Genomic DNA, 16,096 nt, shown 5'->3' with positions numbered 1-16,096 from the left:
GAAAGCCCCGCATGAAAATGCGGGGCTTTTTTGTAGCTGTTGCCTGTTAATCTGTTTCTGTAAACTGCCCTTTTGACCCACAAAAAAGCCTTGCTAATATCGCAAGGCTTTCCTTATTTCTCGCTCGACTTAAATATAGCCGCTATTTTTCTTCGAAACGCTTCGCTAAGTGATAGAATTCATTCACTTGCTCTTTGAGCTCTTTCGAATGATCTTTCACTGAATGTGTCGCCACTAGGTTTTGCTCGGCGGTTGACGCGATAGACTGCATATGAAGGTTGACGTCACTCGATAGCTGACGCTGTTTATGCGCAGAGCTTTCAACAGACTGCATCAATTCATTCATCGACTGCATTAGGTTTTCAACTTCAGATAAACGCTCTGCACTCACCTTAGCAACATCGCCACACGCGTCGGTTTGATCTCGGTTCGCCAGAATATCTTTCTGCCAGCCTTCGATCGTCGCCAGCATGGTATCAATGCTCTCTTTGATCTGAACCGTAGCCTTTGACGTTCGCCCAGATAGTGCTCGGACTTCGTCGGCAACAACGGCAAAACCTCGTCCTTGCTCGCCCGCTCTCGCCGCTTCAATCGCAGCATTCAGCGCCAACAAATTGGTTTGTTCGGCAATTCCACCGATCTCTTCCATTATCTTGCTCACGCTTTGCGCTTGGTCGCTCAATTGGTAAGTCGTGTGTGTCGCTTTCTCTGCCTGAGATGCCAAGTTTTCAAGGCTACGATGGGTTTGATCAATACTCTCTTTCGCGCCAGCACAAGTTTGCAGGGTAACGTCGACAATTTGGTGGGCTTCTTCGGTACGAGATGACACTTCATTGGCGGTCACTTCAACCTCTTCCGTTGCTTCGCGCACCTGAAGAATGTCTTTCGTTTGCTGATCAAGCGCTTCAGTCACTTGAAATGACGTCGCATTAAGGTTGTCAGCCAAATCTTGTAGTGGCTTGGCAGAGTCTGTCATGCGGCCTAATACGGTGCGGATTCGAGCAGACAATAGTTTTAAATGAAAATCGGCAACAGAGAACTGACTATTACCTGAGTAGACAAGGCGACTGACACTATCGAATTTAGATTGCAGTTTTTTCAACTGTAATGGGGTTTCAATAAGTTCTTGTCGGAAAAGCAACGCTAGCGCTGAAACAGGGAGTAGACTCAACAACCATTGCGATACTTGCCCTACTTCGATTAGGTTTGAAATCACAGGAGCAACAAGGGAACCTAATAACACGGCATAACGAACAGTGTCACTGATCTGTAACGACCATTGACGACCCGACTTTTCAGCCTTCAATAAGCTTTGATAAGCCTTATCTGCAACTTGTACCCATTCGCTTTTCGGCTTAACACGAACAGACTGGTAGCCACTTACCTTCCCGCCATCATAAATAGGGGTAACGTACGCATCAACCCAGTAGTATCCACCAGATTTAGTCTTGTTTTTTACGATCCCACGCCACGCCTTGCCTTGTTTTAGATTCACCCACATATCGGCAAAAGCCGCTTTCGGCATATCAGCATGCCTAACAATATTATGGTGTTGCCCTAGTAATTCATCTTGGCTGTATTCTGCAATGTGGCAAAAAGCGTCATTACTGTAAGTAATCACACCTTTGAGGTCAGTAGTCGAGACAAGTTGTTCATTTTCGCTTAAAAGCGTTTCACGAGATTTAGAAGCTGAACTGACAGTCATTTGGTATTAACTTCGGTTAATTATTATTGTAGCGGAGGAATATATACAATTATTAAAGTTATGACAAAATATGAAAGTAACATTTTGTACAGATGACTAGTATTTATACAAAAATAACCTATGCATGTCACAAAACTCTGAACGCTAAGCCTCTTCTCTAACTCTTATGCCTTTGATCTAATTATTCACACCTCTATCTGACTAAAAGTCATGACTCATCTAAATTAACTGCAGTGGTAAATTTCACGGTTCTCATAGAGACTGAGGTGTGGAACTTGCGAATATTCAGATCTTTGCGTAATACTCGCTCAACAAAGTCTTCGTAAGCTTGAATGTCTTTGACCGTAACAATCAACATAAAGTCAAAGCTACCTGAGATCTGATAGCACTGAGTGACCTCTGCAGCCTTAGAAATAGAATGGCGAAAAATTTGATAGATATCCCCTCGGTCGCGCTCCATTTCCACGGACACAACTAGGGTCATCTTGCTACCAGTAAGATCAGGGTTAATGATCGATACATCACCGACTATCACACCCTCTTGCCTCAATCGTTTCACTCGCTTTAAGCAAGCCGGAGGTGATAGCCCTACGATCTCGGCTAACGATTGATTTGGGATCCGGTTGTTCTTCTGAAGCTCAACCAATATGCTTCTATCTATACGGTCTATTTCCATAATTTCTTAAACCATGGTTTTGTGATTGATAATTTCTTACTTTACGACAATTTAAAAATCGTAGGTAACTTTATAGGTTATTTTTGAAATAATAATCACAACAATCGCGGTAAGATCTTTTGATACAACACAACGAGTTATGGTCGTAATAATGAAATCAGCCTATCAATTTTTTAAAGAGCTCCTCAAAGAAATCCTTGATGTCACCTCGACGCTTTTCCGCATCATGATTCCAATTATCATATTGATAAAAGTCGTCGAAGAGCTTGGCGGCATAATGATTCTTAGCGAATGGCTAAGCCCTATAATGGAAAGCGTCGGATTACCGAAAGAAATGGGCCTAGTATGGGCAACCACCATACTCACCAACATCTATGCCGGGCTAATTATTCTCATTAATTCCGATGTTCCCTTAACGGTCGCTCAAGCTTCAATTTTAGGCAGCATGATGCTCCTTGCTCACTCATTGCCAATTGAAGGCGCAATTGCAAAAAAAGCAGGTGTAAGCTGGCTGGCTACCCTATCGGTGAGAGTGGGTGGAAGCTTGGTGCTGGCATGGCTGCTCAACCTCAGTTATCAATACGGTGATTTGCTCAACTACCCAGCAACCGTGCTTTGGCAACCGGAAGTATCTGGAGACACTAGCTATCTTGGTTGGGCGCTTGAACAGTTCAAGAACTTCGCGGTTATCTTCATGGTGATCTCAGCACTATTACTGTTACTCAAGATCTTAAAGGTTCTGGGTATTGAGAAACTCATGGCAGTATTGTTGAGACCATTCTTGAGATTACTGGGAATCAGCAAGGACGCCACGAACCTAACAATAATAGGAATCACGCTTGGCCTTTCGTTTGGTGGCGGCTTATTAATCAATGAAGCCAAGAAAGGACATATCTCAGCAAGAGATGTATTCACCGCAATCATGCTGCTCAATCTACTCCACAGTTTGATTGAAGATACACTTTTGATCATGTTAATTGGGGCTGACTTTTACACCATATTTTGGGGAAGGTTAGTATTCTCAGTGCTGGTTATCGCCTTAATATCAAACGTCATTAAGCGCATGAATCCACGTACTTGTGAACGTTATTTTTATCGTGACGTCTCTCAGTCATAAGTAAATCGCCAACGAGAATAAAAGGAAAAGAGCTCAAATACGGGCTCTTTTTTACAGCTTGGTGCTCCTATCACCTCCGCTATTGTTAAATTTCACGCCCTTGAAACACTGAAAATCATTCTCAACACCCCAATTATTGATATTTCGAGTGAAAATAATTTCAGCATGAGTATTTACTAATAACTCAATTATTACATGCATTTTTTAAACATAGATAATAAAACACATATATTACTATTATCACTCCATACCTTGTATAACGCGCTCTCAAGATAATAACCACTTCCCAACTAATGTTGTTAAAAATCCAAACTATCAACTATTCATTCAACGAAACCCACTAAATAGCTGATAATAAAATAAATAACACCCCTTATTTGATATTAACTTTAAATGTTGAAATCGGAACGAACAATGATTTGTAATAATTATCCATTTGATTGGTGAATTTTATAAATATATTTTGTTACATAATCAAAACTGATGGCTCTTATGAATATGTTCCTTATAGCAGCGCCTGTTACAACTGAGACTCTTACAACTAAGACTCTTACAAAAATACCCAGAAAAACAATGGCTTTAATGGTTCTCATTTTTTCCTCACTGTCACAGGCTTCCACTATTGAGAACGACGAACTATTGCTGAAGTCATTGATTGAACGAGGCGTTATCTGTCCAGGCTTAACCTATGAGGGCAATCAAGAAGCTTTGCGTATCTATCTAAACGCTAAAAAAGTAAAGAGCACTCAGTTTGATTCAAAAAATAGAAAAGAGACAACCAATACAAAAGAAATAGAAAGTATAAAAGAGATAGAAAGTACGAAAAATACAGCAAACACACGTCAGTTAAATAAGACACCACAAGAGTGTATTAGGCCAGACTCGGACAACTGATTCAAATAAGGCAGTTGATACTAATATCGACATGGAAATATAAAAAGGAAATATAATGAAAATGATGAGAAAAACATTGTTGGCTTCAGCAATGCTTACTCTATTTAGCGTCAGTAGTTATGCAAAAACACCTATTGATTTAGGCGTTGTTAATGAAGACAAACTTATTGAAATGCTAGTTAGACAAGGCTTAGTCGACCAAGATGCAACCGATGTGGCAAAACACGACGCACTTGACCGTTACTTAAAAAATAAGATCAATTCAGGTTTTAAAGGCGACGCTCAATTCGGTAAAAAAGCACTTGAACAACGAGCGAAAATACTCAAAGCCATCGAAAAAGGATCCGGTGTTAAAAAAGCGAGTGTCTTTGCTTTAGAAGTCGGCACCAAGCGTACCGATAAAGTACTCGCTCTGTTAGTCGATTTCCCTGATTTGAACTGGGATAATAACAAGCTGACCGAAGAGCACACGCAAATGCTCTACGAGAGCTACAACCCTGAACATTATCAAGAGTTGTTGTTTTCAAATTCTGGCTACACAGGGCCAAATGGCGAAAACCTAATCTCGATGCGTCAGTATTACCAAAGCGAATCAGGTGATAGTTACAGCGTTGCAGGTCAAGCTGCGGGTTGGTATCGCGCCTCTAAACCTGCGTCATTCTATGGTGGTAACTCCCCGACGACCGACAACGACTTAAACGCACAGGAACTGGTTCGTGAAGCACTTAATCAATTGGCTCAAGATCCGAGTATCAACCTAGCCGATTACGATATCGAAGATCGTTACGATTACGACGGTGACGGAAACTTCCGTGAACCAGATGGTGTGATTGATCACCTAATGGTATTCCACGCATCTGTTGGCGAAGAAGCCGGTGGTGGTGTATTGGGCCCTGACGCTATCTGGTCACACAGATTCAACCTTGGTCGCACACATGTGCTTGAAGGTACCTCTAGCTCGCTTCCCGACCGCTTTGGTGGCCAATACGCGGCATTTGATTACACCATTCAACCGATTGATGCAGCAGCGGGTGTCTGTGCTCACGAGTATGGCCATGATTTAGGCTTACCAGACGAGTACGACACGCAATACACAGGCAAGGGTGAACCAGTATCTTACTGGTCAATCATGTCTTCAGGCAGCTGGGCTGGCAAAATTGGTGGCACACAACCAACGGCATTCAGCTCTTGGGCAAAGCACTTCCTACAAAAATCGATTGGTGGTCGCTGGGTTAACGATGATCAAATCTCGATTGATGACCTAGAAGACAACCCACAAGTTTATACGCTGTTCCAAACAACGGATAACAGCCGTCCGAACATGATTAAGGTCGATCTTCCTGAAAAGCAAATTGAAAGTCTGAGACCCTTTGAGGGAGAGTATTCATTCCACTCTCAAAAAGGCGATGATCTGAAAAATAGCATGACTCGCAAGTTGGTGATTCCAGCGGGTGATTCTGCATTGCTTTCGTTCAAAACGTGGTATGAAATTGAGAAAGACTACGACTTCGCTCGCGTGCTAATCAACGGACAAGCAATAGCTGGCAACATCACCTCAATGGATGACCCATACAATACTGGCCTCGTTCCTGCTATTGGCGGCGAATCTAGCGGGTGGATTGACGCTGAGTTTGACGCATCACAATGGGTAGGCCAAGAAGTAGAGCTTTCGTTTGAGTACATCACCGATGGTGGCTTGGCGATGGAAGGCTTCTATCTGGATAACCTCAGTGTGGTCGTGGATGGTGAAGTAACCTCAATAGACGATGGAGAAAGCAACTCCACCTTCGCCCTAAATGGCTACAAGCTAAGTAATGGATTCCACCAAGCGCAACACTACTACCTACTGCAATGGCGTAGCCACATGGACGTTGATGAAGGCCTAGCCAACATCAAACGCATGGGCCAACTCATCTCATTCGATCCAGGTTTGATCATTTGGTACGTAGACGAGTCGCTGACTGATAACTGGGTAGGCAAACACCCAGGTGAAGGTTGGTTAGGCGTGGTCGATGCAGACCAGAATGCCATGACTTGGGAAAAATCCGGTGAAGTCGCTCAAACTCGTTATCAAGTTCGTGATGCTGCGTTTTCACTCAAAGATCATACCCCAATGCGTCTTGTGAACAGCGACGATGATGTACTTGAAGATACCAGTTTGGTTGGCAATGCTAGCTTCTCTGACGACCAAGATTACACCTCTCCACAAGCGCCTGATTCAGGACGTATCCTAACGGAGTTTGGCTTAGCCGTTGATATTGTGAATCAGAGTGACAACAACGAATACGGCGTGGTTCGCTTATCGAAAGTAAGCCAACACAACATCGCCCCTACTGCGAACTTCGAGCTCAATGTCACTGGCCTGAACATTTCTGCACGTAACTTCAGTTCTGATCAAGACGGTGAGATCGCCAGTTATCTATGGGACTTTGGCAACGGCACAACAAGTAACGAAGTGGCACCAACTTGGTCTTACGAGCAAGCCGGTGAATACACGGTGAACTTGACTGTTGTTGACGACAAAGGCGCTACCGATTCATTTAGATCCGTAGTGAGTGTTGAATCTCCAAACGCCCTTCCAGAAGCGAGTGCAAAGTACATTCACTTGGGTCGCTGGGTAACCATGTGGTCTACGAGTTCAGACAGCGATGGTCGTATTGTTGATACCGAGTGGACACTTCCAAACGGAAAGGTGAAACGAGGTCGCACATTCACTTCAATCTTCCCTTCATACGGAAAGCACGAGGTGACACTGAAGATAATCGATGACCAAGGCGGGATTACAACTAAGACAATTTTGGTCGACCTGTAGCTCATCTTGGGTCTTAGGTCTTAAACGATAGACCATCAAAATAAGTACGCGGCTCTATCACGCGTACTTACAAGCAAGCTTAAGCACTGTTGTCTTCGAGCATGAGCCAAGACAGCAGTTTTAAGGAAACGTTATTATTTAAGCCGTAAGCAAAAGCCCTACCGATTTGGTATAATGCCGATCGTTTAAGAAGACTTGAACGATCTTGCAGTTAGCAGATAATCCCCATCAACAACGTTGATGGGGATTTTTTATGCTTGAACAAGAATTAGCAATGGCACACGAGACCATTGAAGATGCCGACAATTATGAATCTGTCGTCGACGCCATTCAGATTGAGTGGATAGAACAAGCTCTTCTTGAAACCAATAAAGCGAGCATAAGACGACGCCGACTTCCCGCTCAGCAAGCTGTCTGGTTAGTTATTTGGATGGGGCTGCAACGCAACATGTCTATCAAAGAGGTATGCAGTTCATTAGACATTGCACTTCAGCCTAAACCTGAAGATAGCTGGTCTCGTGTTGCACCCAGTGTCCTAACTGATTCACGCCGACGTCTAGATGAGAGTCCGTTAGCGGCTCTGTTTCACACAACGGTAAAGGCTTGGAACGGAGATATCCTTCAACAAGACAAAGACTTAGAACTTAATGTTCTTGCTGTCGATGGAACAACATTTCGGTGCCAAGATTCCCCAGAGAACGCTGAAGAATTTGGGTTCATCTCCAAAAAATTGAAACCTTACCCTCAACTTCGTTTAGTCGCTTTGATGTCAACAGAAACTCGAATGATTATGGGGGCGGCTTTTGATGGTTGTCATGTCGGTGAAACGACCTTAGCTAAGCGCCTATTCAATGACATCCCCGCACACTCATTGACCTTATTTGATCGTTGTTATTTCTCGGCAGACCTTTTACTGTCCTGGCAAGAGAGTGCTGAAAATGCCCACTGGTTAATGCCTGCAAAACGTAAACTACGCTATGAAGTGTTGGAGAAATATGCGGAGAACGACATGCTTATCTCAATGCCTATCTCTCCTCAAGCTCAACGGCAGAATCCGAATCTACCCGCACGTTGGGAAGCCAGATTAGTCCTATATCAAGAGCCAAAAGGTGAGATAAAAGGTTTTATTACTTCACTTACAGACCCTAGCAAATACTCGCTAGAAAGCCTGCTGCGTATTTATTGGCAACGCTGGGAGATTGAAGAGGGTTATGGTGAAATTAAACAGACTCAACTTCAAAGTCACGTCACTTTACGAAGTCGTTTTTCTGCCGGTGTGAAGCAAGAGCTTTGGGGCGTATTACTTGCCTATAACTTAGTGCGATTAGAGATGGTTAAGATAGCTTCAGAAGCCGGGGTTCGAGCGACTAGGGTCAGTTTTACCGCCGCAATTAACCTTATTGATGCGCAATTACGTTGGTTAGCTTTAAGTCCAGACGGAACTTTACCTGTAAAACTGAAAAGGATGAGAGAAAGTTTGAGTCACTTCATTCTTCCAGATAAAAGAAAGGACCGAACGTTTCCACGTTCAGTCCTCTTTGTCCCAGCCAAATATCCGTTCAGATTCAAGCAGTAATGCTTATCCGAACGGCATTATAATATTATTATGGGCTTATTTTATATCTCACTGTTACATTTCCACTAATGAAATGTATGCAAGACTATATTTCCAAAATGAAAATGAGTGATTTGTTAATTGCCTGAAATTTGCTTATCTATGAACGAAATGGGAAGAAAGAAGCCAGTGTTGGCGTTGGTAGTGATAGTGATAGTGATAGTGAAGATATTAAAGCACTCACTATCACACCTATTTTAAACGCAAACGACTAATAACAGAAAACCCACACAACTGACCTTAAGATCGTTGATGTGGGTTTCGTTATTTTAGATGAGCATTACCGAGGCTAGCTCTAGGCATACACACGATTACAGATAAGGAAGCACTTGTTTACGTCCAACACCCATCAATACCTTTAACTCTCCTTGTGGAGTGTTGATCGAGAACGGCGTTGACACTTCAACCACTGCAAAGCCAGCTGCACTCAATACATTCTCTGAGCGCTGTTGGCTTACACCGTAGTCTTCGCTGTCGTTCTCTAAGTACCAATCCCAGTGTACAAACGTGCCATCGTTTTCTAACAGAGTATAAATAAGGCTGACCGTGTCTTGTAGGTTCGGAATAAAGCCACATACCGAAGAGGCTACCACTAAGTCAAACTGATTTCTGAATGCTGGGTGTTGGGCTGCAAGTCCACGCGATAAGATATCAACGACAGGCTCTACATTAGACAGCTCTTTTTTATCTAACTCTTCAATCATCCCTTCTGAGATATCGAGAGCGATGATCTCTTTTGCAAAAGGAGATATTTTCTGGCTGAGTAATCCTGTACCACAACCAAAATCAAGGACACGGGTTCCGTTCAAATCAACGAGCTGTGTTAACTGGTCAAATGCGGACTGTGCGAATACAGCAGTAGCGGGATCGTTATCCCAATCAGGTGCGTACTCGTCCCATTGTTTCGCCATCATGGCCTCCATCTTTACTTCTTGTAGGTTCGGAACGCCCCCAGAATAAACCAAATTAGTCAATTCGTCATAGAGTTATCATGCAAAGATGGACTATTTCTAAGATAGTCAGCACAATATTCAGATAATATGCACCGCCACCCGCTCAATATGGAAATGAAATGAACCTTTCTCAAGTCCAAGCCTTTTGTTCTGTTGCTGATTTAGGATCCGTCTCTGAAGCTGCTCGACAGCTTGAATGTAACCGAACCAAACTCAGCATGTCGATCAAAGCCTTGGAAAAAGAGTTAGATGTCGAACTGTTTGTTCGAAGCGGTAACCATGTCGAGCTGTCTGAGGCAGGTAAGGCCATCTATAAAGACTGTGAAGGCATGTTGGTAACGGCAGCACGCATTAAGCAAACCTGCTTACATGTTTCGGGTGAATTCAACGCCGAGATTTGGATCGCACGCGACGATTCCCTACCCGATGAAATGTGGCAAAGTTTATCGCACGCCCTAAACAACAAATACCCTTCCACTTCTTTCAACTTCGTTCTCGCGTCTAGTGGCGACTTGGCTAATCTTGTCGAAACTCAGCAAGTTGATTTTGCGTTTGGTGTCGATTACGAGCGTGTCGACGACCCAAGAATTATCTACAACCCACTCGGCAAGATCCGAATGATGTCGGTATGTAAGAAAGGGCATGATTTGAGTGCGATGCGAAGAGTTTCGGATGAAGTACTAAGAAATTCAATGCAAGCGACCATGGTTTATCTCAATGAAAAAGATAACCCTGAGCTTGAGCCCTTCTCTCGCCGATACATCGGCTTCTCTAGCTTCGATTTTATGTTGGATACGATTCTACGAGAAGATGCATGGGGCGTAATGCCTGAGCCATTGATACGCCATTTATTGCGTGAACAAGAACTGGCGGTAATCAAACACACTTATGGCCTAACTCAAGAAGACTACTGTATGTTTACCGCGGCAGGTATGGCAGAGCATCCAGGTATGAATTGGTTAGCGGATCAGATCAGCGATTACTTGTTTGATTTCTAAAGTGTCAGATAATGTTCAATCTCGACACTTAAAATCATCTAACAAATAGAAAGCCCTCTCTTTAGAAGACCATCACGTGATCCACTAAATAACGTCCGTCTTCTTCAACCAACACCATTTCTGCCACAAACTCGCCTTTCGCAATGGTATACGCTTGTTTCCAAACAAAGGCGATGGAATCGGAGCGTCTGAATAGCGCAACGGGCTCACGTTCAGCAAAAAAGCCATTACTGTGCTGATAATGATGACACACCTTTTCCAGATACTCAGGCGTCACAATATCCTTCATGCGCTGCGTAAAGTCTCGGCAGTGCTGAGCATGGTCCACCTTGGTTGAACCATCCATCAAGTTGTCCATGATCGGGTTAGCAATCGCCCACAAGTCGCTATCGTTGAGATCATCAAATTTCATCTTCATCCATTCCTTTTCGAGTTCAACTCAGATCTACGCTCAAGGTTCAAACCCAAGTTTAAGGTATAAGGTTTCAGTGCGATTTCTGTAACTTTAACAGCCTGATCCTTTACACAGCTAGGCTATGAGACCTTCACAACCTATGTGTTTTACTAATCATAAACCATTTAACGCCAGTTTCACATTTCCTGAAAACAGTCATCGTCAACTTTACTGACACCTGAATTTGTCGTTAAGTCATTGAATTATAATAACTTGAATATAAAACGAGTTACCGAAATATAAACGTCATCAGATAAAGTTTGTAAAGCTAGCTCAATATTAGAACAATGAAGTTATCAAAAACATCTGGAAAATATTATGTGTGACAGGAAAAGCCAAAACGAAAACCGAGTACTATTGTTCTCAGCCCTTTTAGCATCAGGCTTCGCAATTGGCGGATTGGTGTTGGGTCTTCTCGTTGGCTCTCTAGTCATAGTATTTGACGGTGTCTATTCTCTTATCAGTTTACTGTTAACTTTATTGTCACTAGCTGCTTCAAAATACATTAATCGCCCATCAGACAGGGAGTTCCCGTTCGGTCGAGCCATCATTGAGCCAATCGTAATCGCCATTAAAGCGATTGTGATTCTACTTGTGGTCGGTTATTCGCTTTACTCTGCGATTGGTGCTCTGATGACAGGGGGTCGTGAAGTCGATGCTTCTATCGCAACTCTGTTTGGTATTTTCAACGTATTGGGTTGTGGTTACGCTTGGTGGTACATCGCTAACAAGAGCAAACGTATTTCTTCAGGTTTGATTCAAGCTGAGTCTAAACAGTGGCAAATGGATACGCTTTTGAGTGTGGCTGTTACGGCAGGTTTCGTTGTTGCTTGGTTGGTGGCTTACTCTCCGTTTGCTGAATACGCGGTATATGCCGACCCAATGATGATGTTGCTGATGTCTTTCTACTTTATCAAAGTGCCGTTCGACATGTTACGTGAAGCAATGCGTGAACTGCTAATGATGTCGGCAACCAAAGATATTTGTGACGCGGTAGATAAGAATGTTGTCGCTGTGGACAAAGATGCGGAGCAAGATTTGGAGCTAATGGGTGTGACTAAGGTTGGCCCGGAGCTAAGAGTCAATGTTGATATTCATACTAACGACCAAGATGCGATTACGGTTGATGATATTGAACGAACACGCCATCAATTAAAGCGACGCTTATCTAAAATGCCTTATGAGCTTCAATTGAATTTAAATATTACGGCTTAATGACCTGGTCCCTAGTAGCCTTTATACATCACTTTTATATTATAAGTTTTACTTTCAAATTTGTTCGCCCCTTCGTACAATACGAGATTATCTTATTTTAGTGATCGTGACATGAACCCTTCTAAGCACTTTAATTATTTTTTAAGTGAAAAAATAAACGACATAGTTGAAGCTCCTAATGAAGCAAGTATTCTTACGATTGAAGCTAAAATAAGAAAAGTTGCCTCTGAAAATAATCAACCAATCCCAAGCGCCATTGATTATTTTTGTACGGGATCCCGGCTATTGAAATCGGGCCATGTACATCAAGCCTTTGAGCCTCTAACTGAAGCACTGCACCGAAGTGAAACATCCAATATTCACGATATTAAATTCTGCATAGAATACTCTATTGGCGTTGCTCTCATACGATTAGGCTGTTATTCAAAAGCCATTATTTCTCTCACTAAAGCAAGCGCATCAAAAGCCGTTAACAATGAGCGCCTCCTAACTCGAATATATAATAATTTAGGTTACATTTTTTTAGAAACCCAAGATTATTCAAAAGCTCAGTACTATTGCAAGCTCGCATGGGAAATAGAAAAAAATTCTCTTCAAGCTTCATCGAGATCAATATTAAGTAATCTTGCTATCATTGATTCAACGCTAGGTAATAAAGCCGAGGCCGAAAGAAAATTCACTTTATGTCGAGAACTACTCAATAAACACCCTAGTCTTATTGGTACTTACTTTTACCACAGTTGCTATGCAGAACACCTTCAATCTATCAACCAGATTGATGAAGCACTCTCTTCTTTTAAGACTGCAATTGAAACCTGTGAATTACTAGGCGACAATTTTTACTTAATCGAAACTTTAAAAAATTACTGTTCATGTGCAATAGAGCATAAAAGACACGATGTCCTTGAGCCATATTTAAGCCGTGCTATATCTTTAGGAAACAAATATGGCAGCGCTACATCACTGCAAAATCTCGCCTCATCGCTATTTAATTTTAGTCGCCAAGAAGCAATGGAAGCCCAACAATCTAAGATAGTTGATAAGGCCTTTGAGCTTCAGTCAATAGCATTCCAGAACCTTTCCGAGAGTAATAACGAAGCCGTTTTTCAATTGTACCAACTGTACTCAGAACGCCCCGCATTAGAGAAAGCACACTCTTTCACAACAGATTTAGATTTAATTACTTCATTTGGTGAGTATTTAAGTTCACATTCAAACCTCACCGATATGATGCAACGCCTTCACGAAGATCTGAAAAAGGTGATGCCAGTTGAGTCTCTTGGGCTCGCTTTGTATAACGAAGACACACACCAACTGACCTATGAAATTTATTTAGACCTTGGTGTTACACTCGAGCCTTTCACTGTCGACTGTACAAAAAAAGCGACATTAAGTGCATATTGTATCAATAACAGAGTGCCTTTCTGTCATGGTGCATTTACAAAAGCAGCACTGAACAAACTATTAAATAAACCGCTCGGTGAACACGCTTTAACTGGTGTAACTAAAGAAGACTACTCGTCTGTTATCATGCTGCCGCTCATTCTTGAGGGTAAGCGCCTTGGTGTTCTTACCGTCCAATCCATTGAGCCCAACGCATACCAAGAACATCACTTATCTTTAATGAAACATTTGGGTTCTTATTTATCCATTGATCTTCAGAATAAGCAGCAAAAGAAACAACTTGAAGAACAAAAAATGACGCTCAAAACACTGATGAATTTAGATCCGCTCAGTCAATTATTTAACCGTTTAACCTTGGCAGAATCCATCACACAGTGGCGTGATATTGCAGAAATAGAACAGTCTTACGCGTTACTATTAATTGATATTGACTACTATAAACAATTCAATGATTGCTACGGTCATGTGAAAGGGGATGAGGTTTTGGTTACCATATCAAAACAGCTTAAACATCATTTTTCAGCAGAATCTTTTAAGGTATTTCGATTTGGCGGTGATGAGTTTTTAGTTTTATGTACAGGTGAAACACAAAACGCGTTGCTAGAAAAAACTTCTCAGCTCTTATCCGGTGTGCATGATTTAAATATCAGCCACAAGAAGTCTAAATGCAGTGATCGCTTAACTCTTTCGGTTGGTGGAGCGATATTCAAACACTTTGATATTGTAAATCTAACCAATGAAGAGCTGATCCAAAAAACAGATAAAACACTCTACAAAGTAAAAGACCAAGGAAGAAATGGAATATTGATTGAAGACTAGGAAATCCCCGCGTCTTTAGCATAACGTTATGCAAACTCGCAGTGATGTTCAGTGCTTAATCAGTAGCAGAGTAGTCCTGCTCTGTGACTGGGTGAACAGCTTCGACCTTGAACTCTAGACTATTAAGTTCTTCTTGCACGCTTAATCATAGTGTCACCTATTGTATGGTTAGCTCAGAATTATGAATCAATGTTGATATTCATACCAACGACCAACAAGCGATTGCGGTCGATGATATTGAACGTACGCGCCGCCAACTTAAGCGACGCTTATCTAAGATGCATTATGAGCTTCAATTGAACTTCAATATCGCGAGCTAAGAGCATTCTCTCTTAAGCTCAACACTCAAGACTGAACCTCTTCAGAAGCCGACGCCTTAACCGTCGGCTTTTTATCTCTGGTTACCCACCAGCAAGCCAGTGAACCAACGGTTACCATACACACGCCCTGCCAAAACATCATCGTTAATGACAAGCCCAAAATCACCGAAGAGAGTAAGGTTGCAAAAATAGGCGTAAAGTACGACATGGTCGCAAGAAACACCATATTGCCGCCCAGAATTGCCGTGTTCCAAAGTGCATAGCCTGCGCCCATACAAACACCAGCTAGCGCTAAGTCAATCGCCGCACTTGTTGTCATCACCATGCCTGTTTCATCACTCAATACGTATTTTATCCACAAGGTGATCACCGTAGCGATAAAGAAAAGTACAATCGCATTCTGCCCTTTAGCAACTCGTTGGGTGTAATTACAATATACCGCCCAAATAATCGCGCCGAAGAATGCCATCGAATAGGTTTTAGGGTTGGTCGCAATATTGGCCGCGATTTGATCGACAGAAAGCCCCTGATCGCCGCTGATACTCCAAGCCACGCCAAAGAACGCCAAGAAGATGCTTGGATAAACCAACCAGTTAATCTTTTTATCGCTCAGCAGCACCGCAAACAACACCGTCAGCGCGGGCCATAGATAGTTGATAACGGCCATTTCTAACGCTTGATGTCGGCTATTTGCCATTCCTAAAGCCAGAGCCAAGAAGATTTCGTAGCAAACGAATAAGGCACCACCGATCATCAAATACGATTTAGAGAAGCGTGAAAGCTTAGGTAACCCCATAACACAGACCAACAACAGCGAACTCACCGTGTAAAGGCTGGCTGCACCACCAATTGGGCCCAGTTGTTCTGAGACACTACGAGACAATGCAATTAAGCAGCTCCATAGTAAAATGGCAGCAATGCCGTAGCAGCTATGGCGATGAGATTTGAGCACGCCTCTTCCTTCTCTTTATTGTAATTAGGTAACTTAAAGCAAAGATAGGCTTAAGCACCACTATCGATAAGTTGCAGTAAGTAAAAATAAGTAGCCGAGCACATAACTGCACTCGGCTATCAATCATTTACTCAAAAATCTAAAAGCAATTAGCAATTAGCA

General features: G+C 42.5%; 12 protein-coding genes and 1 pseudogene. 8 read left to right on the top strand and 5 right to left on the bottom strand.

The genetic code is table 11. The features are described 5' to 3' along the window. Positions 1-142 precede the first annotated feature (142 nt). Positions 143-1,705 (bottom strand): methyl-accepting chemotaxis protein, encoded by a 1,563-nt coding sequence (locus K08M4_RS17205; protein ID WP_086050774.1) that lies wholly within the window; start codon positions 1,703-1,705, stop codon positions 143-145. A 208-nt stretch (positions 1,706-1,913) separates the two neighbouring features. Next, the gene (locus tag K08M4_RS17200) at positions 1,914-2,381 is read right to left on the bottom strand and encodes an Lrp/AsnC family transcriptional regulator (protein WP_086050773.1); all 468 of its coding nucleotides are present in this window, start codon (positions 2,379-2,381) and stop codon (positions 1,914-1,916) included. Positions 2,382-2,532: 151 nt separating this feature from the next. Here K08M4_RS17200 and K08M4_RS17195 point away from each other — a divergent pair, with 151 nt between their 5' ends. The 4 genes from K08M4_RS17195 (at position 2,533) to K08M4_RS17180 (ending at position 8,780) form a co-directional block, all read left to right on the top strand. Continuing rightward, positions 2,533-3,498, top strand: coding sequence for a hypothetical protein (locus K08M4_RS17195; protein ID WP_086050772.1), 966 nt, complete (start codon positions 2,533-2,535; stop codon positions 3,496-3,498). 558 nt (positions 3,499-4,056) lie between these two features. Next, positions 4,057-4,392 (top strand): hypothetical protein, encoded by a 336-nt coding sequence (locus K08M4_RS17190; RefSeq protein ID WP_086051503.1) that lies wholly within the window; start codon positions 4,057-4,059, stop codon positions 4,390-4,392. 55 nt (positions 4,393-4,447) lie between these two features. Beyond that, positions 4,448-7,204 carry an immune inhibitor A domain-containing protein gene (locus K08M4_RS17185; RefSeq protein ID WP_086050771.1) on the top strand — a complete coding sequence of 919 codons (2,757 nt, stop codon included), beginning with the start codon at positions 4,448-4,450 and terminating at the stop codon, positions 7,202-7,204. Positions 7,205-7,457: 253 nt separating this feature from the next. After that, positions 7,458-8,780 carry an IS4-like element ISVbsp1 family transposase gene (locus K08M4_RS17180; protein WP_086049053.1) on the top strand — a complete coding sequence of 441 codons (1,323 nt, stop codon included), beginning with the start codon at positions 7,458-7,460 and terminating at the stop codon, positions 8,778-8,780. Between the two features lie 350 nt (positions 8,781-9,130). Here K08M4_RS17180 and K08M4_RS17175 read toward each other — a convergent pair whose 3' ends face one another. After that, the gene (locus tag K08M4_RS17175; protein ID WP_086050770.1) at positions 9,131-9,730 is read right to left on the bottom strand and encodes a class I SAM-dependent DNA methyltransferase; all 600 of its coding nucleotides are present in this window, start codon (positions 9,728-9,730) and stop codon (positions 9,131-9,133) included. Between the two features lie 161 nt (positions 9,731-9,891). Here K08M4_RS17175 and K08M4_RS17170 point away from each other — a divergent pair, with 161 nt between their 5' ends. Next, complete coding sequence (locus tag K08M4_RS17170) at positions 9,892-10,770, top strand: LysR family transcriptional regulator (protein WP_009845583.1); 879 nt, start codon at positions 9,892-9,894, stop codon at positions 10,768-10,770. 61 nt (positions 10,771-10,831) lie between these two features. On the opposite strand, the gene K08M4_RS17165 is transcribed toward K08M4_RS17170, so the two are convergent. Next, positions 10,832-11,182: a hypothetical protein gene (locus tag K08M4_RS17165; protein ID WP_065105430.1), complete on the bottom strand. Its 351-nt coding sequence runs from the start codon at positions 11,180-11,182 to the stop codon at positions 10,832-10,834. Positions 11,183-11,542: 360 nt separating this feature from the next. Here K08M4_RS17165 and K08M4_RS17160 point away from each other — a divergent pair, with 360 nt between their 5' ends. The 3 genes and pseudogenes from K08M4_RS17160 to K08M4_RS22010 all read left to right on the top strand — a co-directional run. After that, on the top strand, positions 11,543-12,439 hold the full coding sequence (locus K08M4_RS17160; RefSeq protein ID WP_012600400.1) for a cation diffusion facilitator family transporter: 897 nt from the start codon (positions 11,543-11,545) through the stop codon (positions 12,437-12,439). 111 nt (positions 12,440-12,550) lie between these two features. After that, positions 12,551-14,662: a GGDEF domain-containing protein gene (locus tag K08M4_RS17155; protein WP_086050769.1), complete on the top strand. Its 2,112-nt coding sequence runs from the start codon at positions 12,551-12,553 to the stop codon at positions 14,660-14,662. A gap of 185 nt (positions 14,663-14,847) precedes the next feature. Beyond that, positions 14,848-14,982, top strand: a pseudogene (locus K08M4_RS22010) (cation transporter); the annotation flags it as partial. A gap of 25 nt (positions 14,983-15,007) precedes the next feature. On the opposite strand, the gene yddG reads toward K08M4_RS22010, so the two are convergent. Next, complete coding sequence (yddG, locus tag K08M4_RS17150) at positions 15,008-15,934, bottom strand: aromatic amino acid DMT transporter YddG (RefSeq protein ID WP_086050768.1); 927 nt, start codon at positions 15,932-15,934, stop codon at positions 15,008-15,010. Between the last annotated feature and the right edge of the window lie 162 nt (positions 15,935-16,096).

The organism is Vibrio syngnathi (assembly GCF_002119525.1).
Taxonomy (GTDB): domain Bacteria; phylum Pseudomonadota; class Gammaproteobacteria; order Enterobacterales; family Vibrionaceae; genus Vibrio; species Vibrio syngnathi.
Note: the sequence above shows the minus strand (reverse complement) of the source record. Positions and strands in the feature narration are given on the sequence as shown.